The 22707-nt window shown below is 70.4% G+C and carries 17 protein-coding genes; 11 read left to right on the forward strand and 6 right to left on the reverse strand.

All coding sequences use genetic code 11. The features are described from left to right. Position 1 precedes the first annotated feature (1 nt). A complete protein-coding gene (locus EZM51_RS12155) occupies positions 2-598 on the reverse strand; it encodes a TetR/AcrR family transcriptional regulator (protein ID WP_136708525.1) in 597 nt (198 codons plus the stop codon). Positions 599-709: 111 nt separating this feature from the next. Here EZM51_RS12155 and EZM51_RS12160 point away from each other — a divergent pair, with 111 nt between their 5' ends. Beyond that, positions 710-1654: an L-lactate dehydrogenase gene (locus EZM51_RS12160; RefSeq protein ID WP_136708526.1), complete on the forward strand. Its 945-nt coding sequence runs from the start codon at positions 710-712 to the stop codon at positions 1652-1654. A 101-nt stretch (positions 1655-1755) separates the two neighbouring features. Here EZM51_RS12160 and EZM51_RS12165 read toward each other — a convergent pair whose 3' ends face one another. Further along, positions 1756-4449 (reverse strand): cell wall-binding repeat-containing protein, encoded by a 2694-nt coding sequence (locus EZM51_RS12165; RefSeq protein ID WP_169053894.1) that lies wholly within the window; start codon positions 4447-4449, stop codon positions 1756-1758. 294 nt (positions 4450-4743) lie between these two features. Beyond that, the gene (locus EZM51_RS12170; protein WP_136708528.1) at positions 4744-5547 is read right to left on the reverse strand and encodes a Bax inhibitor-1/YccA family protein; all 804 of its coding nucleotides are present in this window, start codon (positions 5545-5547) and stop codon (positions 4744-4746) included. Positions 5548-5708: 161 nt separating this feature from the next. Here EZM51_RS12170 and EZM51_RS12175 point away from each other — a divergent pair, with 161 nt between their 5' ends. Next, on the forward strand, positions 5709-6788 hold the full coding sequence (locus tag EZM51_RS12175) for a glycerophosphodiester phosphodiesterase family protein (protein ID WP_136708529.1): 1080 nt from the start codon (positions 5709-5711) through the stop codon (positions 6786-6788). A gap of 130 nt (positions 6789-6918) precedes the next feature. After that, positions 6919-9387 carry a UvrD-helicase domain-containing protein gene (locus EZM51_RS12180; RefSeq protein WP_136708530.1) on the forward strand — a complete coding sequence of 823 codons (2469 nt, stop codon included), beginning with the start codon at positions 6919-6921 and terminating at the stop codon, positions 9385-9387. Here EZM51_RS12180 and EZM51_RS12185 read toward each other — a convergent pair. Continuing rightward, positions 9384-10208 carry a DUF72 domain-containing protein gene (locus tag EZM51_RS12185; RefSeq protein ID WP_136708531.1) on the reverse strand — a complete coding sequence of 275 codons (825 nt, stop codon included), beginning with the start codon at positions 10206-10208 and terminating at the stop codon, positions 9384-9386. The two genes, EZM51_RS12180 and EZM51_RS12185, sit on opposite strands and share 4 nt — an antisense overlap. A gap of 2 nt (positions 10209-10210) precedes the next feature. Beyond that, positions 10211-10945: a VIT family protein gene (locus tag EZM51_RS12190; protein ID WP_136708532.1), complete on the reverse strand. Its 735-nt coding sequence runs from the start codon at positions 10943-10945 to the stop codon at positions 10211-10213. Between the two features lie 192 nt (positions 10946-11137). Here EZM51_RS12190 and sucC point away from each other — a divergent pair, with 192 nt between their 5' ends. After that, entirely contained in the window at positions 11138-12304 is a 1167-nt protein-coding gene (sucC, locus tag EZM51_RS12195) for an ADP-forming succinate--CoA ligase subunit beta (RefSeq protein ID WP_136708533.1), read from the forward strand. Between the two features lie 17 nt (positions 12305-12321). Next, positions 12322-13224 (forward strand): succinate--CoA ligase subunit alpha, encoded by a 903-nt coding sequence (gene sucD / locus EZM51_RS12200; RefSeq protein WP_136708534.1) that lies wholly within the window; start codon positions 12322-12324, stop codon positions 13222-13224. Positions 13225-13328: 104 nt separating this feature from the next. Here the strand turns inward: sucD and EZM51_RS12205 are convergent, their stop codons facing one another. Beyond that, entirely contained in the window at positions 13329-15275 is a 1947-nt protein-coding gene (locus tag EZM51_RS12205; protein WP_248305623.1) for a hemagglutinin, read from the reverse strand. Positions 15276-15509: 234 nt separating this feature from the next. On the opposite strand from EZM51_RS12205, the gene EZM51_RS12210 reads away from it, so the two are divergent. The 6 genes from EZM51_RS12210 (at position 15510) to EZM51_RS12235 (ending at position 22684) form a co-directional block, all read left to right on the forward strand. Further along, a complete protein-coding gene (locus EZM51_RS12210; protein WP_248305624.1) occupies positions 15510-16064 on the forward strand; it encodes a hypothetical protein in 555 nt (184 codons plus the stop codon). A gap of 48 nt (positions 16065-16112) precedes the next feature. Continuing rightward, positions 16113-17576 (forward strand): hypothetical protein, encoded by a 1464-nt coding sequence (locus tag EZM51_RS12215; RefSeq protein ID WP_136708535.1) that lies wholly within the window; start codon positions 16113-16115, stop codon positions 17574-17576. A 32-nt stretch (positions 17577-17608) separates the two neighbouring features. Further along, on the forward strand, positions 17609-18994 hold the full coding sequence (locus EZM51_RS12220) for a DUF6350 family protein (protein ID WP_136708536.1): 1386 nt from the start codon (positions 17609-17611) through the stop codon (positions 18992-18994). Between the two features lie 79 nt (positions 18995-19073). Then, the gene (gene purN / locus EZM51_RS12225) at positions 19074-19667 is read left to right on the forward strand and encodes a phosphoribosylglycinamide formyltransferase (protein ID WP_136708537.1); all 594 of its coding nucleotides are present in this window, start codon (positions 19074-19076) and stop codon (positions 19665-19667) included. Continuing rightward, positions 19664-21274, forward strand: coding sequence for a bifunctional phosphoribosylaminoimidazolecarboxamide formyltransferase/IMP cyclohydrolase (purH, locus tag EZM51_RS12230; protein WP_136708538.1), 1611 nt, complete (start codon positions 19664-19666; stop codon positions 21272-21274). The genes purN and purH overlap by 4 nt, the downstream gene beginning before the upstream one ends. A gap of 315 nt (positions 21275-21589) precedes the next feature. Then, entirely contained in the window at positions 21590-22684 is a 1095-nt protein-coding gene (locus EZM51_RS12235; RefSeq protein ID WP_136708539.1) for a Glu/Leu/Phe/Val dehydrogenase family protein, read from the forward strand. Positions 22685-22707: the final 23 nt, after the last annotated feature.

Below are 22707 nucleotides of genomic sequence, written 5' to 3' on the forward strand. Positions count from 1 at the left end.
GTCAGCGGCCGCCCGGTGCGGCGAGCCCGCGGAAGCCCTCGACGAGCAGCTCGACGAGCGTGTCGAAGCTCCGGTCGAGGTCTTCGGGAAGCCGGAATCCGCCGGCGAGCTCGATCGAGACGAACCCATGGAGGGCCGAACGCGCGGCACGCACGGCATCGATCGCGCGCGTCTCCGGCAGCCCGAAGCCCGCCAGCACCGCGGCGGTCACGCCGACCACGCGCGCCGCCTCCGACCTGAGCTCGGCCTGTGCCGGGTCATCGGGGTCGGGCCCGATCTGCACGGCGGCGTAGCGGGCGGGGCGAGCGCGGGCGAAGTCGCGCATCGCGACCGCGAGCGAACGCAACGCGTCGGCCTCCGACCTGCCGATGGTCGCCGCCGTGCACGCGTCCGCGAACTCGCGGGTGCACACGAGGGCGACCTCTCGACGAAGGGCCGCGAGCGAGTCGATGTGCTTGTAGAGGCTCGGCGCCGCGACACCGGCGGCGGTTGCGACTCGCGCGAGCGTGAGATCGTCGAAGCCGGTCGGACCGCCCTCGTCGACGAGTCGCAGTGCGATACGCACGACCTCGTCGCGCGACAGGCCGGCCCTAGGCATGATGGTGACCGCGGCATCCGAGACTCATGGCACTAGCGTATCAGCTAATGAACATAGCCATGGATCATCCGCTGTCATGCGTTCAGGCGCGTCGACTGGCAGGATGACCCCATGCCAGTCATCGAGAACTCGAAACTGACCGTCGTCGGCGCCGGAAGCGTCGGCACCAGCCTCGCCTACGCGGCGCTGATCAGGGGAGCGGCGAGCGAGGTCGCGCTGTACGACATCGCCACAGCCAAGGTCGACGCCGAGGTGCTCGACCTCGCGCACGGCACGCAGTTCACGAACTCGCGGGTGACGGGCGGCGACGACCTCGGCGTCGTCGAGGGGTCGCACGTGGTCGTCATCACCGCCGGGGCCAAGCAGGCGCCCGGGCAGACCCGGCTCGAGCTCGCGAGCACCAATGCCCGCATCCTCGAGCGACTGCTTCCGGCGCTCCTCGAACGGGCGCCCCATGCGGTGTTCGTGCTCGTGACCAACCCCGTCGACGTGCTGACCGTGGCGGCGCAGCGCATCACCGGGCTGCCGCCGAACCGGATCTTCGGGTCGGGCACCGTGCTCGATACGTCGCGACTGCGATGGCTGCTCGCCCGCCGCGCCGGCGTGACCACCGCGAACGTGCACGCCGACATCGTCGGCGAGCACGGCGACACCGAGTTCCCGCTGTGGTCGACCGCTCGCATCGGGCCCGTGCCGATCCTCGACTGGCGCGGCGGCGAGCCGTTCTCGGCCGGCGAGCTCGACGACATCGCCAACGAGGTTCGGGATGCCGCGTACACGGTCATCCGCGGCAAGGGTGCCACGAACTACGCCATCGGGCTCGCGGGGGTGCGCATCGTCGAGGCCGTGCTCCGCGACGAGCGCGCCGTCATGCCGGTGAGCACGGTGCTCGGCGGCGTGCACGGACTCGAGGACGTCGCGCTCTCGGTGCCGTGCGTCGTGGGCGGCGATGGGGCCGTCGCGATCGAGGAGACGCCGTTCTCGACGGAGGAGCGGCGGCTGCTGCACGCGTCGGCCGACGCGATCTGCACGTCGGTGGACTCGCTCGGGATCTGAGGGCGGGTCGGGGTCGGCCGCTGCCTCCGCACCGCCGGCGCGTCCCCGGCCACGCAGAACGCCCGCTCAGCAGGCTCTCGGACGTGCCCTGAACTTTCCGGCTATTCGTCCAGCGCCTCCAGCTGAGCCTCGACAGCGGTCGAGACTGCGCCCGGCCCTCCGAGGATGACGATCCGCTTCGGATGGAGGCGTTCCACCTCGTCGAGCACCGACTGAGGCACCGAGTCGGCCGCCGTCAGCAAGATCGGCGCCCCCTCGAGCCCAGCGATCGCCGCACCGGAGAGCGCGTCGGCAAAGCCCATGCCGCTCGCGATGTAGACCGTTTCGGCACCGGCTTCGAAGCGGGATTGGGAGATGGCCACGGATGTCGCGTACCGGTCGGCGCCTGACAGACGCTCGACCGACCCCGACGTGTACTGCCCCAACGCCGATGCAACCGATTCGTTGATCGCACCGGGACCACCGAGGATGACGATCCGACCGGGTGCGAGCCGCTTCAGCTCCTCGCCGATGACGCCGGGCAACGCCGAAGGCTGCGAAAGGAGGACTGGGCCGCCGTCCATAATGGCAAGCGGACCACCTGCGAGTGCATCGGCGAATCCCTGCCCGCTCGCGATGTACACCACCGGACCGCTTCCCACGCTGATCCCGCGGGAGATCAGGGCGGAGGTCTCGTATCGGTCCACGCCCGCGGTGCGCCAAACATCCTCGGCAAGGGCACCGAGCTGTGCTTCGACCTTCGCGCTGACTGCGCCCTCACCACCGAGGATGTGGATGAATCTCGGGCCGAGTCGCTTCAGTTCTGCCATCACCGATGGTGGGAGCGAGCTGGGATTCGACAAGAGAACGGGCGCGCCGTAGTCCTCGACCTGCCCAGCACTTGAAAGCGCATCTGGGAAGTCCGCCCCACTGGCAACGAGCACGGTGTTCACGCCCGCGTCGATCGATGCGCGGGAGAGTGCGGCAGAGGTCTCATATCGGTCCGATCCCGCCAGGCGCGACACTTCAGCCCATGGCTCCGACTCGACCGGTCCGATCTCCATCGAGGCAAGGCTCGCTGAGCGATAGTGTTCGGCCTCTGCGGTGACGGTCACCGTGATGAGCGCGCCGTGAAGATCCTCATCGAGAGTCAGCGTCCGCCGGTACTCGTTCGGGATCGGCACACCGTCCGCCCACCAGCGGTAATGAAAGGAGACACCCGGCGTCGGTGACGACGCCTCGGCGGTGAGCGTCAGCCCGACTGCGGGATTTCCCAGGATGACGACGCTGTCGAGCTCGACGCTTCCATAGACGACAGGCCCGACGACGGCGCTCTCCATCGTCGTCGGGGTATAGCCCGGTTTGGTGCCGGTCACATCGACGCGAACCTTCTCTCCTGCGAGCGCTGAGGTGAGTTCCAGTGTCGGATCGTTCGAGACTGGCTTGCCTGCGCTGTACCACTGATAGGCGAGCTCCGTGCCGTCACTCCACTCGCCGGTCTCGACCGTCAACGTCGTGCCGATCACCGAATCTCCGACAATCGTCGGCGCGGCTGCCGTGAGGATCCCAGCCGAGACCGCGGACGTTGCCGATGACGTGCGGGTCACCGAGATCCGATCGGGCGCCGTCGCCGCGACCTTCACCGCAAGTTCCTTCCCGATCTCGGCCTCGCCGGGCGCGAACGTGGATGCTGTTGCGCCATCGATCGGAACGCCGTCGGCGGTCCATTGGTATGCCAATGTGGCCGTCGCCGTTCGGGTCGCTGCGCCGGCGCTGAGGGTTTCGCCGACCCTCGGGGTACCGACGATCGACGGCCCCGTGAGATCGACCGGCCCGCCCTCCAAGACGATGGTCGCGTCGAATCGGTCACCAGGGGTCACGACGATCGGGTCGGCCGACGCGACATCCGACTGGTCGTGCCACCACTCCCCGACGCCGTTGAGACCGCCCCACGCCAGCGTTCGGGTCCACAGCACATACGTCCCTGCCTTGAGACCGTCGAACCGGAACTCGCCGCGTCCCCTCAGGCTTTCGGTCCATACCCACGACACGCCGTCCTCCGTGACCCGGTAGAGGAACACATTCACGTCTTCGAATGAGCCGAAGGGAACCCCATCCTCGTTGACGACTCGGCCCGAGATCCACGCCGCAGGCGTGAGCGAAGCGTCGACACCGCTGACCGACTCACCCGCCGTGACCTGGATGACGTCCGCCGCGGCCGCGTCACCCTGGTCCTTCCAGTACTCGTCGAAAAACTCGACGTAGAACGAACCCACGGGGCTGAACCTCAAGGTGTATCCAGCTTCGGGGAGGTTCCGGAGTCGGTACCGTCCTTCCGCGTCAGTGAGGGTGAAAGGTTGAGGTGGAGCGATCTCAGGAGTTACCGAGGTGATGCTGACTTCGGCCCCCTCCAGAGCCACCCCATCGTCCCCATGAACGGAGCCGGAGATCTCTCCGGCGAGCTCCAGCTCCGCTTGCAGCTCGACGAGTTCTCCGTCCCCGACGTCGATCCATGTCTTTGACTGGTCATCAGGCTGGTCGCTCCAGTACCCCGGCAAGTAGTTGCCCACGCAGGTCTCGCCGCAGCTGAAATGGAGCGCGTATCGGTAGGCAACGAGATCTTCGAATCGGAATGCGCCCGACTCGTCGGTGTATGCGCGTCGAGAGAATGTGCCGCCTTCGTTCCGGAGCGCCACCGTAACGCCGACGGCGGGCCGCCCGTCCGATCCGGTGACGATTCCGGTCAGGACCGATGGCTCGGCCGCTGCGGACGCATCTTGGGCCGGGTGGATTCCGATCATCGCAGCGAGTACCACCGCCAGGACGGTTGCGGCGAAGCGACGAGGGCGAGAAGCGAGGAACGGCGCACCTGACGGTGCGACAGCGCGAGGGTGCAAGAGGGTCTCCGGGCGGTTCGGGTCGGGCGCCCGGCTTCGTTGCACGCAACGATGGGTGGGCTCGAGGAACATCTGACCACAGCCGTGGACGCTGACGGAAGTCCTATCCACGTCCCGTGCGGATCCGCCCCGATGAATGGTCGCGCGCAACGAAGAACGGCCGCCCTCGGGCGGCCGTTCCGTCATGCGACGCGAGGTCGCGGCATCCGTCAGCTAATCGCGCGCGATGGCGAGGAAGCGGAGGATCTCGAGGTAGAGCCAGATGACGGTGACCATGATGCCGAAGGCGCCCGACCAGCCGTACTTCTTCGGGGCGCGGTTGCGCACGCCCTGCTGGATCATGTCGAAGTCGAGCACGAGCGAGTAGGCGGCGAGGAGGATCACGAACACGCCGATGATGAGGCCCAGCGGGATGCCGAAGAGCTCGACGCCGCGCAGGCCCCACGGGTCGTTGTTGACGCCGGTCCACATGAGGATGACGTTGACCAGCGAGAACACCACGTAGCCCACCATCGCGATGAGGAAGACCTTCGTGGCCTTCGCCGACGCGCGGATCTTGCCGCTCGCGAACAGCGCGAGCGTGACGCCGACGACGGCGAGCGTGCCGATGACGGCCTGGGCGACGATGCCGGCATATGCCGTCTCGAACATGAGCGAGATGCCGCCGAGGAAGATGCCCTGCACACCCGCGTAGGCGAGGATCAGGGCCGGCGACGGCTCCTTCTTGAAGATGTTGACGAGCGCGAGCACGAAGCCCACGATCGCGGCGACCCAGAACACCCACGGCATCGCGGGCGTCAGGAGCCAGCCGACGGCGGCGCCGACGAGCAGCACGGCGAAGGCGCCGGCGGTCTTGGCGACGGTGTTCTCGACGGTCATGACCTCGCGGTCGGGCAGCGTCGCGGGTTGGTTGTACATCTCCTGGAGCTGCTGCGCCGAGACGTTCTTCGCGACGGCGGCGGCTCCCTGCGATGAGAAGGCGGAATTCCGCGAGAACGCGGGATTGTCGAGAGCCATGGGTTCCTCTGCTTTCGGCTGTGTCGTCGGTGCGGGGGATAGGGCGATCGGATGCGGCATCCGTGCCACTCGTCCAATGTACCGGTCGTACCCGTGTTAACGCCTTGAGTTCGGCGCGGATTCCCGCCGGAGGGCGACACGACATGGCTACGCTGGGGCCCATGCTGCAGGACACCGCGGGGCATCCGCTCGTGATCGCGCACCGCGGGGCATCGGGGTATCGGCCCGAGCACACCCGGGCGGCGTACGAACTCGCGTTCGCGCTCGGCGCCGAGGCGGTCGAGCCCGACATCGTCGCGACGCGCGACGGCGTGCTCGTGCTGCGTCACGAGAACGAGATCTCGGGTACGACGGATGTCGCGTCGAGGCCCGAGTTCTCCGGTCGCCGCACCACGCGCGAGGTCGACGGCCGGACCCTCACGGGATGGTTCACCGAGGACTTCACGTGGTCGGAGCTCGCGACGCTCCGTGCCACCGAGCGGCTCGGCGCGCTCCGGCAGGAGAGCGCGAGCTTCGACCGGCGCTACCCGTTGCTGCGCCTCCGCGACCTGTTCGACATCATCGACGCGGCCGCCGACGAGCACCGGAGACTGCTGCGCATGGTGGCCGAGTTCAAGCACGCGACCCATTTCGCCGAGCTCGGCCTGCCGCTCGACGAGCTCTTCGCCGCCGAGCTCCAGGCAGCAGGGTGGGGGCGGGGCGATGAGCGGCTGATCATGGAGTCGTTCGAGCTCGACCTGCTCGATCGGCTGCGCGCCCGCGGCATCCGCGGTGCCCGGGTGTTCCTCATCGAGGCGACCGGTGCGCCGTACGACCTCGTGCGTGCACACGGGCGCGGGGCCGCCCGATACGACGACTTCGCCACCGAGGCCGGCTTCCTCGGACTCGCCGGCCGCGTCGACGGGGTGAGCGTCGGAAAGGGGCGGCTCATCGGCGAGCTCCGGTCGACGTCGGCGCACGATGCGGCGAGGGAGAACATCGAGCGGCGCGCGAGCGGCCTCCTCGTCGGCGGCGAGCTCGTCGACGCAGCGCACTCCGCGGGGCTTCGGGTGTACACGTGGACGCTGCGCCCCGAGAACCGGTTCCTCGCGCGCGGGTTCCGGCGGGGCTCGGTGCGTGCCGCGTTCGGCGACTGGCTCGCGGAGTTCACGCTGCTCATCGGCACGGGCGTCGACGGCATCTTCGTCGACCATCCCGATCTCGGCGTCGAGGCGCGGCTCGTGGCCGCGGGTCCCCGGTAACTGAGGAGATCCCGGTACGCGAGGACGTCCCGCGCCGAATCGACCTCGGACCCGTGGATCGCCTCGGTTGCGTGACGCGGGCGCCCCGACGGGCCGGGGTGTCGGATGCCGCGCCTAGACTTGATGGGACATGACGCTGATCCTCGACCCCGACGACCCGGCCGGCTGGCGCGAGGCGCCCGCCGCGACCTCCGGTGCTGCCACGAGCACCGGTTCACGCCTCACCGAGGGCCTGAATCCCGAGCAGCGCGAGGCCGTCGAGTATCGCGGCCCTGCGCTCCTCATCGTCGCTGGTGCGGGGTCGGGCAAGACCCGCGTGCTGACGCACCGCATCGCGAGCCTCATCGAGAGCCGCGAGGCGTGGCCGAGCCAGATCCTCGCGATCACGTTCACGAACAAGGCCGCGGCCGAGATGCGCGAACGCGTCGAGGCACTGCTCGGCGAAGCGGCCGGCGGCATGTGGATCTCCACGTTCCACTCGGCGTGCGTACGCATCCTGCGGCGTGAGGCCGAGGCGATCGGGCTGTCGTCGACGTTCACGATCTACGACTCCGCCGACCAGCGCACCATCCTGAAGCGCATCATCAAGGAGCTCGACGCCGACACCCTCGGCTTCACGCCCGCGAGCGCGCAGGCCAAGATCTCGCGGCTCAAGAACGAGCTCGCCGACGTCGAGTCGTATGCGCGCAACGTGAACACGAACGACCCGGCCGAGGTCATGTTCCTCGAGATCTTCCGGCAGTACACGAGGCGACTTCGCGATGCGAGTGCACTCGACTTCGACGACCTCATCAGCGAGACGGTGTACCTGTTCCGCGCGTTCCCGAAGGTGGCCTCGCTCTACCAGCGGCGGTTCCGCCACATCCTCGTCGACGAGTACCAGGACACCAACCACGCCCAGTACGCGCTCATCCGCGAGCTCACGCAGCCGATCCCGGCCGACCGCGTGGCCGAGATGGAGCAGCACGGCGTGAACGTGCGCGCGTTGACGGATGCCTCGGGCGGCATCCCCGGGGCGAGCCTCACCGTGGTCGGCGACTCCGACCAGTCGATCTACGCGTTCCGCGGCGCCGACATCCGCAACATCGTGGAGTTCGAGCGCGACTTCCCGGGTGCGAAGGTCGTGCTGCTCGAGCAGAACTACCGGTCGACGCAGAACATCCTGAGCGCCGCCAACGCCGTGATCGCGAACAACTTCGACCGCAAGGAGAAGAAGCTCTGGACGGCCGACGGCGACGGCGACCGGATCGTCGGCTACACGGGCTACACCGCGCACGACGAGGCCCAGTTCGTCGCCGACGAGATCGAGGCGCTGCACCGGTCGGGGATCGCCTACCGAGATATCGCCGTGTTCTACCGCACCAACGCGCAGACCCGAGCGTTGGAGGAGATCTTCGTGCGCTCGGCGCTGCCCTATCGCGTGGTGGGCGGTACGAAGTTCTACGAGCGCGCCGAGATTAAGGACGCGATGGCGTACCTCATCGCCGTCGCCAACCCGCTCGACGAGCTCGCCCTGCGCCGCATCCTGAACACCCCGAAGCGCGGCATCGGGCCGGCGACCGAGACCGCCATCGCGAGCTTCGCCGAGCAGAACGCGCTCACGTTCCGGCAGGCCATGCGCGAAGCGTCGGGGCTCGGCCTCGGACCCAAGGTCACCGCGGCCATCACGGCGCTCGCCGATGTGCTCGACGAGGCCGCCGCGATGCTCGTGCCGAACGCCGAGGCGATCGCCGCCGGCACCAACGAGGGTGCCGCGAAGGTCAGCGACGTGCTCGTGTTCCTCGTCGAGCGGTCGGGCCTCATCGACGCGCTGCGCAACAGCCGCGACCCGCAGGACGAGACCCGCGCCGAGAACGTCGAGGAGCTCGTCGCGCAGACCCGCGACTTCGACCGGGAGAACCCCGGAGCCACGCTGGTCGACTTCCTCACCCAGGTGTCGCTCGTGGCGGCCGCCGACGAGCTCGACGACGCATCCGGAACCGTGTCGCTCATGACCCTGCATACCGCGAAGGGCCTCGAGTACCACGCGGTATTCCTCACCGGTCTCGAGGAGGGCCTGCTGCCGCACCAGATGTCGGCCTCCGAGCCCGGCGGGCCCGCCGAGGAGCGTCGGCTCTTCTACGTCGGCATCACCCGGGCGCGCAAGCGCCTCTACCTGTCGCTCGCGATGAGCCGCGCACAGTTCGGCGAGGTCGCAGTGGCCATGCCCAGCCGGTACCTGCAGGAGATCCCCGAGGGGCTCATCGACTGGAAGCAGTCGCCCGGCATGGCCACGAGCCGTGGCGGCACCCAGCCGCGCGCGCTCAACGCCCGCCGGCCCGGCGGGGCGTGGGGCACGCGCGACCGCGACCTCGAGCGGTTCAGCGTCACGAAGAACGCCGCGCCGAAGGCGGAGTGGGCCAACCGGGTCACGGGCACCGTGCGCGACAACGGCGATCTCACGTTGGAGCCGGGCGACCGCATCCGCCACGTCGACTTCGGCGAGGGCCGCGTGACGCAGGTGACCGGCGAGGGCACGAAACGCATCGCGCACGTGAGTTTCGACACCGCGGGGCAGAAGAAGCTCCTCATCAAGATCGCCCCGATCGAGAAGCTCTAGCGACGCGGCAGCCGCTCGATGAGGGCCATGGCATCGAAGGGGGCCCGCACCTTGACGTCGTTGTCGAAGTAGACGAACGCGTCGCGGCCGGCTCCCAAGTGCCCCCGCACCCATTCGGCCCACCGGTCGAGGCTCTCCGCGTCGTATCCCGACGTATACAGCTCCTCCTCGCCGTGCAGGCGCGCGTAGGCGAAGTCGGCGGTGGCCCAGTCGACACGAGGGTACTTCCCGGCGGTATCCGCGGTGACGGATGCCACGCCGTGCCGCTCGAGCAGCGACCGCCAGGCATCCGTCTCGAAGCTCGGATGCCGCACCTCCACGGCATGGCGGATCGGGCGATCGCCCGGCGCCCGGAGCGCGTACGACGCACGCCCCGACATCCGTCGATCGTGGTGGCGGGCCATCGATGCCGCCGCGCCGTGCGTGCGCGGCAGCCGTGCGAGGAACGCGTCGAGGAGCGGCTCGTCGAAGCCGAGGTTCGGCGGGAGCTGCCAGAGGACCGGACCGAGCCGGCCACCGAGCGCGAGCAGGCCCGAGGCGAAGAAGTTCGCGAGCGGGGCATCCACGTCGCCGAGGCGCTTGATGTGCGTGATGAACCGCGGCCCCTTGACCGCGAACACGAAGTCGGGCGGCACGGCGTCGCGCCACCGCAGCCAGTTCGCCGGCCGCTGCAGCGAGTAGAACGAGCCGTTCACCTCGATCGACGTCACGTGCCGCGCGGCATAGTCGAGCTCGTCGGCCTGGCGGAGGCCCGCCGGATAGAACACGCCGCGCCAGGGCGGATAGACCCAGCCGGAGATGCCGACCCGCGCCTCGGACATCGCTACACGGCCACTCCGAGGAGCGCGCCGATCGTCCAGGTCACGGCGAGGGCCAGCCCGCCGCCGACCGTGATGCGGAGGATCGCCCGGAGCCGCGGACTGCCGCCGATCCACGCACTCAGCCAGCCCGTGATCGCGAGGGCGACGACGACGGCGAGGAACGTGGTCGGCACGCGCCACTCGGGCGGCGGCAGCAGGATCGCGAGCATCGGCAGCACCGCGCCGATGAGGAACGACAGGGCGGATGCCCCGGCCGCGTGCCACGGGCTCACCACGTCCTGCTCGTCGATGTGCAGCTCCGCCTCGAGGTGCGCCGCGAGGGCGTCGTGCGCGGTGAGCTCCTCGGCGACGCGCTCGGCGGTCTCGGCGCTGAGTCCCTTGCCGCGGTAGATCTCGGCGAGCTCGGCGAGTTCCTGCACCGGCATGGTCTCGAGCTCCCATCGCTCCTTCGCGATGAGGGCGCGCTCGGTGTCGCGCTGGCTCGAGACGGAGACGTATTCGCCGAGCCCCATCGAGATGGCGCCGGCGATGACGGCGGCCACGCCGGCGATGAGGATCGGACCGACGTCGGTCGTGGCCGCCGCGACGCCGACGACGAGGGCTGCGACCGAGACGATGCCGTCGTTGGCGCCGAGCACGCCCGCGCGCAACCAGTTCAGCTTCGCGTGGACGGACCCGGCATGCGGATCGAGTTCGTGGACCGGCTCGGCGTCGGTCGGACCTGCGGCGTGCGTCATTCCGGCAGTCTCGCACCCCGGTCAGGGCATCCGAAAGCATGATGAGCCTGCCCTCACCCGGTTCGGCGGCCGTCTGGAGGCGGGGTACCATGGTGCAGGCCCCGCATATCTCGATATCGAGAGAGTCACGGCCGGGCCGTACCCATCAGCCCCTGTGCGCGACCGCGCGTGCGGATCGATTGGAAGTAGAGCGTGGATCTTTACGAGTACCAGGCCAGAGACGTGTTCGAACGATACGGGGTCCCGGTACTCCCGGGCATCGTCGCCGACACCCCCGAAGAGGTCCGAGCGGCGGCCGAGCAGCTCGGCGGCGTCGTCGTGGTCAAGGCCCAGGTGAAGACGGGCGGCCGCGGAAAGGCCGGTGGCGTGAAGGTCGCGAAGACCCCCGACGAGGCCGAGGCGGCGGCTCGCGACATCCTGGGCCTCGACATCAAGGGTCACGTCGTGAAGCGCGTCATGGTCGCCGGAGGCGCGCGCATCGCACGGGAGTTCTACTTCTCGGTGCTGCTCGACCGTGCCAACCGCTCCTACCTGTCGCTCACGAGCGTGGAGGGCGGCATGGAGATCGAGCAGCTCGCGGTCGAGAAGCCCGAGGCGCTCGCGCGCATCGAGGTCGACCCGCTCACCGGTATCACACCCGACACGGCCCGCGAGATCGCGAGGGCGGCGAACTTCCCCGCGGAGCTCGTCGACCAGGTCGCCGACGTGTTCGTGAAGCTCTACGACGTCTACAAGGGCGAGGATGCGACGCTCGTCGAGGTGAACCCGCTCGTGCTCACCGAGGAGGGCGACGTCATCGCCCTCGACGGCAAGGTCTCGCTCGACGAGAACGCCGAGTTCCGCCACGCCGGCCACGCGCTCCTCGAGGACAAGGCCGCGGCCGATCCCCTCGAGCAGAAGGCCAAGGAGCTCGACCTCAACTACGTGAAGCTCGACGGCGAGGTCGGCATCATCGGTAACGGCGCGGGCCTCGTGATGTCGACGCTCGACGTCGTCGCCTACGCCGGCGAGAACCACGGCGGCGTGAAGCCTGCGAACTTCCTCGACATCGGCGGCGGCGCATCCGCCGAGGTGATGGCCAACGGACTTTCGATCATCCTCGGCGACCCGCAGGTCAAGGCGGTGTTCGTGAACGTCTTCGGCGGCATCACCGCCTGCGACCAGGTCGCCAAGGGCATCGTCGGCGCGCTCGCCGAGCTCGGACACGCCGCGAACAAGCCGCTCGTCGTGCGCCTCGACGGCAACAACGTCGTCGAGGGCCGCCAGATCCTCGAGGAGGCCGCGCACCCGCTCGTCACCCTCGCCGACAACATGGACCAGGGCGCCGACAAGGCCGCCGAGCTGGCGAACGCCGCGTAGAGAAGGACTGCAGAGCAATGACGATCTTCCTCAACAAGGATTCCAAGGTCATCGTCCAGGGCATCACCGGCGGCGAGGGCTCCAAGCACACCTCGCGCATGCTCGCGGCCGGCACCCAGGTGGTCGGCGGCGTGAACGCCCGCAAGGCGGGCACGACGGTGCTGCACAACGACAAGGACGGCAACCCGGTCGAGCTTCCCGTGTTCGCCTCGGTCGCCGAGGCCATCGAGCAGACGGGGGCGGATGTCTCCATCGCCTTCGTCCCCCCGGCCTACACGAAGGACGCCGTGCTCGAGGCCATCGACGCCGAGATCCCGCTCCTCGTGATCATCACCGAGGGCGTGCCCGTGCAGGACTCGGCCGAGTTCTGGGCCTACGCCAAGCAGAAGGGCGAGAAGACCCGCATCATCGGGCCGAACTGCCCCGGCATCATCAGCCCCGGCGAGTCGCTCGTGGGCATCACGCCGGCGAACATCACCGGCAAGGGTCCGATCGGCCTGGTCTCGAAGTCGGGCACGCTCACGTACCAGATGATGTACGAGCTGCGCGACCTCGGCTTCTCGACCGCGATCGGCATCGGCGGCGACCCGATCATCGGCACCACGCACATCGACGCGCTCGCCGCGTTCGAGGCCGACCCCGAGACGAAGGCGATCGTCATGATCGGCGAGATCGGCGGCGACGCCGAGGAGCGCGCGGCCGACTTCATCAAGGCGAACGTGACGAAGCCGGTCGTCGGCTACGTCGCGGGCTTCACCGCCCCCGAGGGCAAGACCATGGGCCACGCGGGCGCGATCGTGTCGGGCTCGGCCGGCACCGCGCAGGCCAAGAAGGAGGCCCTCGAGGCCGCCGGCGTCAAGGTCGGCAAGACCCCGTCCGAGACCGCGAAGCTACTCCGCGAGGTGGTCGCGGCGCTGTAGTCCGGAGACATCGCGGAGGGGCCCCGTCGGCGACGCCGGCGGGGCCCCTCATATCAGGTGCGATCGAGCGGATGCCTCCACCCTGTCGCGGTGTCTCCTCTCGATCACTGGCTGCTGACGGTGCCCCCGTTGTCGATGGTCAGCACCGTCGTCTCGTGGCAGCTGGGTCCGATGTCCTGCTGCGCCGGGTTGGTGCTGTCGTAGCTCACCTTCCACGAGAACGACCCGGACACCAACACTGCCGTGGTGTTGGACGTGGACACGGTCTGCGGCGAGGCGCCTGCCACGGCCGCCGTCGTGCTGTAGATGGCGGTGCCGCTGCAGTCATCGGTCGCGTACAGGTCGAACGAGACCGTTCCCGCCAGGTTGCCGCCCGCGGTGGCCGATACCGTCACCGAGTCGTTCGGCACCCACTTCTGCGCGCTCGTCAGCGACGAGGGCACGGTGTTGACCACCACGTCCTCGTTGGCATCGGTGCACCCGGTGTTGTGGTCGGTGCCGTTGGTGTTCGGCAGGTTCCCGCTGTACACCGCGACCCAGTGGTACGTGCCGGCAGCGGTGGGCACGAACTGCGGAGTCGGCGAGTTGTACGCGCCGTTGCCGCTGACCGCCACCGTGGGCGACGTGTACGCCAAAGTGGTGCAGTCATCCGGTCCGTACAGCTTGAAGGTGATCGTGCCAGCGGCTGCCGGCCCGGCAGTGCCGGTCAGGTTGATGATCGGATCGGCCGGTTGCGTGGCCGCCCCGCTCAGGGTCGCCGAGTCCGTCACCGCGTTGCCGAGGTAGACGTCCGCGCCGGCCGTGGTTGCCAACGTCGGGGTCACCGGGTTCACCGTGAAGCACTCCGTCATGCTCGAGTCGCTGGACCCGGGAATGCCGTTGTCGGCGTCGCCGCTGAACTCCGCACGCCAGCAGTACCGGCCGGCGGAGGTGACGTAGGCGGTCGGCGACACCACGGTCGCCGGATACGCCGCACCGCCGAGGTTCGTCGACCCGACGCTCGTGCCGCCTGTGGTGCACAAGGCGGGTGCGTCCAGCTTGCACAGGTAGAAGGCCACCGAGCCCGCCGGAGTGGCGGTGCCACCCGTCAAGCTCACGACAGCGGAGTCCTTGACCGACACGACGCCGGTGCCGATCGACAGGCCGCCGGCGGGGATACTGCCCCCGGCGCCATCCTTCGGCGTGGTCACCGTGGTCGTTTCGCAGTTGCTGATCGGCGGTGTCGTCGCCAGGATCGTGTCCTTGTAGTCCGCGGTGTCGGAGTTGCCGGTCACCGTGCTCGGAATGGTGTTGGCGAAGGCGAGGCACGCGGTGGACCCGCCGAAGATGGTGTCCGTCAGGTTGACGGCGGCTTCACCACGGAACCCGTCCTCGCTGTAGGCGGCCTGCGACACGGCGTCGTCGAGTTCTTCGGCCGCGCCGAGGAGGAGAGTGCCCGTGCTGTCGTCCCAGACTCGGAGGTACAGGTCGAGACTGCCGCCCTGCTGATCCCAGAGGATCATGAAGTCGCCGTCGGAACGGTTGGCCCAGGGGTTGCAGTCGGCGATCAGGTCGGCTTGGGTCGCCGTCTCGTAGGCGCATTCGGCGGGCGCCTCCTCCTGCATGAATTCGTATGCGATGAAGCCGCTGCCGGTGTTCTTGTCACGCTCCCAGGCGAAGTACAGCCAGTCGTCGTTCGTGACGGCCTCCCGCTCGAGGTCCAGCCAGGCTCGGCGCAGGTCGACCTGGGCGTTCGGGTTGGTCTCGCCCAGAGTGGGCACGGCGTCATCGTGGATGACGCCGATCTTGGTGGTGTTCGAATTGAGCGGTCCGAGCTCCTTCACGTTTCCGAACTGATCGGTGATCTCGGTGGTCTCGTCATCCGGCACGACGCCGTCGATGTCGTACGGGCCGTCCGCCGCGAGCGCCGGGCCCGCCACCAGGACCATTGCTACAGCGAGACAGCTCGCCGCCCCTGCAGCGACCGCACGCCGCCGCGTTCTTGTGGACATGGTGAATCCCCTTCGTCCAGTGTTACCGGTCCTCGCCCGAATCGGATGCGACGGGCGCACCCCTCCCGGGGGCGGTGCACTGGCTCCGTGCCGGCGCGCGGGTACGCGACGGACGGCTCTGTCCTGCCGGTGGACAGGGTGAATCGGGCTCCGGCGGCATCGTCCCCAGATGGGGAGTCTCACGCTTTGTGCCGCAGCGTACACCCGCCCGACGCACCTCGTCGAGGGAAAGTGAGGTTTATTCATGTACCCAGAACTAGGGCCACCGACCACGTGCGTGAGAGGCTGGAGGACATGGCCGAGTCGTCACCTGAAGCCCGAGGCGCGGTCGAGCAGCAACGCCGTGCGAACACCTCGTTCGCGGGCGAACTGGTGCGCACGACGTTCGTCACCGAGGAGTCGGTGTACGGCATCATCCTCGTCTCCGGCATGATCGTCGTCTCCGGAGGGCACGGCGACACCGCATGGCGCGTGTTCTGGACCGTGCTCGTGACCGTGGTCGTGTTCTGGGCCGCCCACGTCTACGCGGGCACGGTCGCCCGCCACGGACTCGACCACGAGCGCATCGTCGGCCTGGGCGAGGCGTTCCGGATGTCGGTGCGGCGCTCGCTCGGCTTGCTCGCGTCATCCACCATCCCGCTCGTCATCCTGCTCCTCGGCGCCACGCGCGCCATTCCCGACGCGTACGCCATCTGGGCGGCGCTGTGGGCCGGCGTCGTCGTGCTCGCCGTGCTCGGCTGGATCGCGTTCGCGCGTCGCGGCTCGCCATGGCCCATCCGCCTCGCCGGGTCGCTCGGCACCGCGGCGTTCGGCGTCGCGATGATCGTGCTCAAGGCGTTCGTGCATTGACGTGCGGCCCGCGGCCCGCGGGCGATATGGTCGCCCAAGGGGGACATCATGGCTGGGGAGTCGAATACCGAACTGCAGGACCGCATCGCCGAGCTCGAGGCCGAGAACGCGGCGCTCCGGGCGCGCGCGCGCGGCGCCGAGGAGGAGGTGTTCGAGTCGCAGGGGGTGGCGGCGGCATCCGTGACGGCGAGACCCGCACGCCGCAGATGGGGCCGCACTGCTGCAGCCGTCGTGCTCGTCGTCGTCGGCCTGCTGCTCGCGCCCGTCGCGGTGATCAGCGCGTGGGCGCGGCTCGAACTCGTCGACACCGACCGGTTCGTGGCCACCTTCGGCCCGCTCGCCGACGATCCCGCCGTGCAGGCGTACATCGGCGACCAGGTGACGGCGGCGATCGAGGAGCAGGTCGACATCCCGGGACTCACCGCCGACGTGTTCGACGGTCTCCGCCAGCTCGACCTGCCACCGCGTGCCGAACAGGCGCTCGGGCTGCTCGAGGCTCCGGCAACCCAGGGGCTGCAATCGCTCGTCTCGGGCGTGGTCGACCGGGTCGTCGAATCGGACGCCTTCGCCGACGTCTGGGCGACGGCCCTGCGCGCCACCCACGGCCAGTTCGTCGCGGCCATGCAGGGCGACCCCGATGCGGCCCTCGCGATCGGCGGCGAGGGAACGATCTCGGTGCAACTCGGTCCGATCATCGAGGCGGTGAAGGATCGGCTCGAGGAGCAGGGCGTGGGGTTCGCCTCGGCCATCCCAGTCATCGACCGCAGCATCGTCGTGGCCCAGAACGATGCCTTCGTGCTCGTGCAGACCGTGTACACGCTCGCAGTCGCCGTCGGCACGTGGCTGCCGTGGCTCGTGCTCGCGCTGCTGGTGGCGGGCGTGCTCGTGGCGAAGCGGAGGGCGGCGGCGCTCGCGTGGACGGCGGGCGGCTTCGCCCTCTCGATGCTGATCCTCGCGAGCGGCATCGGGATCGGTCGCACCTTCTTCATCGGCACCGTGAGTCCGTCGATCATGCCGGCCGACGCCGCCGGCACCATCTACGACGGCCTGGTGCAGCTCATGCTCTCGACGATCCTGGCGCTCTTCGTGCTCGCCCTGTTCGTCGCGGTCATCGCGTGGCTCTCCGGTCCGTGGCGGCCCGCGCGTGCCACGCGCCGGCTCGCCCACGCCGGCTTCTCGAGCGTCCGGCGCGCGGCCGCACGGCAGGGCATCACCACCGGCGCGTTCGGTATCGCGCTCGACCGGTGGCGCGTCGCCGCCTACGTCGTGATCGCCGTCGTGGCGTCGGTCGTCATCCTCCTCAACCGGCCGGTGACCATGACGTTCGTGGTCTGGACCGTGGTCGTCGCGCTCCTGGCGGTGGCGGTCGTCGAACTCCTCCGGCGGCCCGCCGACGAAACCTCGGTCGAACCGCCGGTGCCCGGCGTCGACGAGGTGTCGCCGGCCGAGTCGGCGGTCGCCGCGACCGACCCGGCCGCGAGTGCGCCCGAACCCGCACGTCGCGGCGGCTGACGGTCGCCCTCCGGGATACGCTCGTCGTCGGAATGAGACGCACGACGATCGCCCTACTGGCCGCCCTCGAGGCATCCGTCACGGCGCTCGTCGGGTTCGGCGTCGCGTTCGTGCCGCTCGTCCTGCTCTGGGCCGTGCACTTCGGCCTCGCGGTCGACCTCACCGTGTTCCTGCGCGCGGCCGCCGACGTGTGGCTCGTCGGCCACGGCGTCGACCTCACCGTGCAGCTCGACCCGATCACCGCCGCGCGCATCGCGCTCCCGGGCGCGGGCGACCCGTTCCCGATCACCATCGCACTGCTCGGATTCGCACTGCTCTCCGTGACGAGCGGGATGCGCGTCGGACGACGCTCGGCCGCAGGCGGCCACTCCTTCTCGGGCGGCATCGCGGCGATCCTCGTGTTCGCCCTCGCAGGCCTCGCCCTCGCCCTCGTCTCGGCCGCCGACGCGGTACGGGCCGACCCCTGGCAGGCTGCCCTGCTGCCCGCCTTCGTGATGGCGCTCGGCGTGGTCGTCGGCGCCGTGGGCGAGTCGGTGCGCCGGGCCTCGGCGACGGATGCCGCGACCGGCCTCGTGCGTCGGGCGCTCACGATCCTGCCGGCGGACGTCGTCGCCGGGGCCCGAGGCGCGGTGCGCGTCGGCGCGGGCGCCGCCTTCGGCGTGCTCGCGATCGCCGGCGTGCTCGTTGCCGTGCTCGTCGCGATCGACTACGCGACGATCGCGGGGCTCTACCAGACGCTCGGTGCGGGCATCGACGGTGGCCTCGCGCTCACCGTCGTCGAGTTGGCACTGCTGCCGAACCTCATCGTCTGGGCGGCGTCGTGGCTGCTCGGGCCCGGATTCGCGATCGGCTCGGGCTCGCTCGTGTCACCGGGCGGCACGTTGCTCGGCCCCGTTCCCGGGCTTCCGGTCCTCGGTGCGCTGCCGGCAGACGCACCGGCCCTCGGAACCCTCTGGCTCATCGCGCCCGTGCTCCTCGCCTTCGTGGGGGCGTGGCTCGTGTCGGGCGACGCGCTCGGCGACGGCGACCGTGCGCGCTGGTGGGTGCCGCTCGCCGGCGGACTGGGTGCGGCGGCGGTCGCGGCGATGGTGCTCGGCCTCCTCGCGTGGTGGTCGGGCGGTGCGGCGGGGCCCGGACGCCTCATCGAGGTCGGGCCGGAGCCGTGGGCGGTCGCGGGCGTGGCCGCCGTGACGGTCGGGCTCGGTGCTGTCGTGGGCGGGTACGCCGCCTTCGCGCGCGCCGGTCGCGTCGCGCGGCCCGGCGGTTCCCCCGCGGGCGAGCGGGCCGCATTCCGCGACGACAGGCCGGCGCCGGCGCCGCGCGCCGAGGAGCCGCGACCGACGCCTGCCGGCGACCACGCCGATCCGCCGCGCCGCGAGTTCATCTGGGGCGCCGACCGCCGCCGCGACGTCGAGTAGCGGCATCCGACACCGCGTCCGCCTTCCGCGGCACGGGCGCGCGCGAAACACGCCGTTCGCCACCCGGTAGGCTCGGATGGTGCTGCAGCTCGTCGTCCTGATCTCGGGCACGGGATCGAACCTCCGCGCCCTGCTCGAGGCATCCGAGGACGCCGAGTTCCCGGCCCGCGTCGTGGCCATCGGCGCCGACCGCGAGGCCGACGGGCTCGCCCTCGGCGAGGAGTTCGGCATCCCGACGTTCATCGTGCCGTTCACCGCCTACCCCGATCGAGACGCGTGGGGTGAGGCGCTCATCGAGCAGGTGCGGCAGTGGCAGCCCGACCTCGTCATCCTGTCGGGGCTCATGCGGCTCGTGCCGCCGGCCGTGGTCGACGCGTTCTCACCGAACCTCATCAACACGCACCCCGCGTACCTGCCCGAGTTCCCCGGCGCGCACGGCGTGCGCGACGCCCTCGCCGCGGGCGTCGACCAGACCGGCGCCACCCTCATCGTCGTGGACAACTCCGTCGACGGCGGCCCGATCATCGCCCAGGAGCGCGTGCCGGTGCTGCCGGGCGACACGGAGTCGAGCCTGCACGACCGCATCAAGCCCGTCGAGCGGCGCCTGCTCATCCAGGCCGTGCTCGACATCGCCAATGCCCACCTCGACCTCAAGGAGCTCAGCCGATCATGAGCGGCCCGACGCACGACCCGAGCCTCTACCGCGAACGCGACCTCGTACCGGTGCGCCGCGCACTCCTCTCGGTGAGCGACAAGCGGCGCATCACCGAGCTCGCGGCCGCACTCGCCGAGGCGGGCGCCGAGATCGTCTCGACGGGTTCGACCGCGCAGACCATCCGCGACGCCGGCTTCCAGGTGACGGATGTCGCGAGCGTCACGGGTGCCCGCGAGATGCTCGACGGCCGCGTCAAGACGCTGCACCCGTCGGTGCACGCCGGGCTCCTCGCCGACCTGCGGCTCGAGCACCACGAACGAGAGCTCGACGACCTCGACATCGAGCCGTTCGAGCTCGTGGTCGTGAACCTCTACCCCTTTGCGGCGACCGTCGCGGCCGGGGCATCCGAGTTCGACGCGGTCGAGCAGATCGACATCGGCGGCCCCGCCATGGTGCGCGCCTCGGCGAAGAACCACGCGAACGTCGCCATCGTCGTGTCGCCCGATCGCTACGACGAGATCATCGGCGCGATCGCCGCGGGCGGTACGACGCTCGCCCAGCGCAAGGCGCTCGCCCGCGAGGCGTTCCGGCACACCGCGGCCTACGACGTCGCCGTGGCGTCGTGGCTCGGCAACGTGGTCGCGCCCGACCAGGCCGCTGACGAATCGCCGTTCCCCGCGTGGCTCGGCGGCACGTGGACGAAGCAGGCCGACCTCCGCTACGGCGAGAACTCGCACCAGGCGGCGGCACTCTTCGCGTCGCACGGCGGGCGACCCGGCATCGCACAGGCCGTGCAGCTGCACGGCAAGGAGATGTCGTACAACAACTACGTCGACGCGGATGCCGCGGTGCGGGCCGCCTTCGACTTCGACGAGCCGGCCGTGGCGATCATCAAGCACGCGAACCCCTGCGGCATCGCGGTCGCGTCGGCCGACACGGCCGACGCCATCGCCGACGCGCACCGGCGCGCACACGAGTGCGACCCGGTGTCGGCGTTCGGGGGCGTGATCGCAGCCAACCGCCCGGTGACCCGCGCCATGGCCGAGACGGTGGCCGGGATCTTCACCGAGGTGCTCGTGGCGCCCGCGTTCGAGGCCGAGGCCGTCGAGCTCCTCACGGCGAAGAAGAACATCCGCCTGCTCACGCTGCCCGAGGGCTTCGCGCCGACCGAGGTGGAGATCCGGCAGGTCTCGGGCGGGCTGCTCATGCAGCAGGCAGACCGGCGCTTCGCGCCCGCGTCCGAGTGGACGCTCGCGACCGGCGAGCCCGCCGACGCGGCGACGCTCGCCGACCTCGAGTTCGCGTGGCGCGCGGTGCGCGCCGTGAAGTCGAACGCGATCCTGCTCGCGTCGGGCGGCGCCTCGGTGGGCGTCGGCATGGGACAGGTGAACCGGGTCGACTCGTGCAAGCTCGCGGTCGACCGGGCGGGGGAGCGGGCCGCGGGGTCGGTCGCGGCATCCGACGCCTTCTTCCCCTTCGCCGACGGGTTGCAGATCCTCATCGACGGCGGGGTGCGCGCGGTCGTGCAGCCGGGCGGCTCGGTGCGCGACGAGGAGGTCGTCGAGGCGGCCCGCGCGGCCGGCATCACGATGTACTTCACGGGCGAGCGGCACTTCTTCCACTGATCGGACCGGGGCTCCCGGGGCGCCTGTTCGGCCGTTCGGCGCGGGGCTCGCGGCATCCGCTCGTGTCCGTTTCTGCGGATATACGATCGGACGCGCCGCGCTCGCCGCGCCTACCCCGGCGCGCCGCATCGTATATCCGCCAGAACGTGCGGGAGCGAGCGGCGCAAGGGGCGACGCACGAGGCGGCCACACGGGTGGTGCAAGGGCGGCGCAACGGGCGGCGCGCCGCGCGCGGCGGTACCCTTGAGGTGAGCGGCGCTCAGAAGGCGCCCACCCGGTTCCGCCCACGAAGCGGATGAACAAGGAGAACGATCGATGACGATCATCCACGCCCCGGCGACCCCCGCGGCCGAGGTCAACGCAGCACTCCCGACGGAGGCCCCCGAGCACGAGCGCGTGCTCATCACCCGCGGCCCCCGATCCGGACTCACCATCATCGTGGCCGTGCACTCGACGCGGCTCGGCCAGGCCCTCGGCGGTGCGCGCCTGTGGCGGTACGGTCACTGGACCGACGCGCTGGCCGACGCCCTGCGCCTCTCGCAGGCGATGACCATGAAGAACGCCGCAGCGGGACTCGCGCGCGGCGGCGGCAAGTCCGTCATCGCGATCCCGCCGGGCACGAGCCTCGACGAGCGCGCCACGCGCGATGCCATGCTCGACCTCGGCGACGCCGTCGAGTCGCTCGGCGGCGCGTACATGACCGCCGAGGACGTGGGCACGAGCGCCGAGCTCATGGCCGTCGTGCACGAGCGCACCGAGCACGTCTGCGGCCTTCCGGCCGACCAGGGCGGCGTCGGCGAGCCCGCGGATGCCACGGCGGCCGGCGTGTACGCGTCGATCCGCGCGACCCTGCGGCACGTCTTCGGCTCCGACGACCCCGCGGGTCGGCACTTCGTGGTGGTCGGCCTCGGGCAGGTCGGCGGACGCCTCGCACGAAGCCTCGCACAGGCCGGCGCCCGGCTCACGGTGACGGATGTCGCGGGCGCGAAGCGCGCGCTCGCCGACGAGCTCGGCGCGACATGGGTCGAGCCGGGCGAGGCGCACCTCGTCGAGGCCGACGTGTTCGTGCCGTGCGGCCTCGGCGGCGTGCTCACGCACGACGTCGTCGACGCGCTGCGCGTGCGCGCCGTGGTGGGTGCCGCGAACAACCAGCTCGCGTCGCGAGACGTCGCGGGCCACCTCACCGAGCGCGGCATCGTGTGGGCGCCCGACTTCGTGGTGAACGCCGGCGGCGTCATCTACCTCGACGTGGCCGGCGCGCCGGGTGCCGACCAGGCCGCCCTCGACGCCCGGATCGCCGGGATCGGCGACACCGTGGCATCCGTGCTCGGCTCCGCGGAGGAGCACGGCACGACCACGCTCGCCGCCGCCGAACGCCTCGCCCGAGAGCGCCTCGACGCCGCGCGCTGAGACACCGGCACCGGCCGATAGGC

It is taken from the genome of Agromyces sp. H66 (genome assembly GCF_004959775.1).
Taxonomy (GTDB): domain Bacteria; phylum Actinomycetota; class Actinomycetes; order Actinomycetales; family Microbacteriaceae; genus Agromyces.

What these genes read in the sequence shown, in the direction of transcription:
- EZM51_RS12175 (WP_136708529.1), top strand. Translation starts at nt 5,709, where the DNA reads ATGCTGCAGGACACCGCGGGGCATCCGCTCGTGATCGCGCACCGCGGG.
- EZM51_RS12220 (WP_136708536.1), top strand. Translation starts at nt 17,609, where the DNA reads ATGAGACGCACGACGATCGCCCTACTGGCCGCCCTCGAGGCATCCGTC.
- EZM51_RS12215 (WP_136708535.1), top strand. Translation starts at nt 16,113, where the DNA reads ATGGCTGGGGAGTCGAATACCGAACTGCAGGACCGCATCGCCGAGCTC.
- EZM51_RS12235 (WP_136708539.1), top strand. Translation starts at nt 21,590, where the DNA reads ATGACGATCATCCACGCCCCGGCGACCCCCGCGGCCGAGGTCAACGCA.
- EZM51_RS12170 (WP_136708528.1), bottom strand. Translation starts at nt 5,547, where the DNA reads ATGGCTCTCGACAATCCCGCGTTCTCGCGGAATTCCGCCTTCTCATCG.
- EZM51_RS12180 (WP_136708530.1), top strand. Translation starts at nt 6,919, where the DNA reads ATGACGCTGATCCTCGACCCCGACGACCCGGCCGGCTGGCGCGAGGCG.
- EZM51_RS12160 (WP_136708526.1), top strand. Translation starts at nt 710, where the DNA reads ATGCCAGTCATCGAGAACTCGAAACTGACCGTCGTCGGCGCCGGAAGC.
- EZM51_RS12190 (WP_136708532.1), bottom strand. Translation starts at nt 10,945, where the DNA reads ATGACGCACGCCGCAGGTCCGACCGACGCCGAGCCGGTCCACGAACTC.
- EZM51_RS12210 (WP_248305624.1), top strand. Translation starts at nt 15,510, where the DNA reads ATGGCCGAGTCGTCACCTGAAGCCCGAGGCGCGGTCGAGCAGCAACGC.
- sucD (WP_136708534.1), top strand. Translation starts at nt 12,322, where the DNA reads ATGACGATCTTCCTCAACAAGGATTCCAAGGTCATCGTCCAGGGCATC.
- EZM51_RS12185 (WP_136708531.1), bottom strand. Translation starts at nt 10,208, where the DNA reads ATGTCCGAGGCGCGGGTCGGCATCTCCGGCTGGGTCTATCCGCCCTGG.
- EZM51_RS12155 (WP_136708525.1), bottom strand. Translation starts at nt 598, where the DNA reads ATGCCTAGGGCCGGCCTGTCGCGCGACGAGGTCGTGCGTATCGCACTG.
- purH (WP_136708538.1), top strand. Translation starts at nt 19,664, where the DNA reads ATGAGCGGCCCGACGCACGACCCGAGCCTCTACCGCGAACGCGACCTC.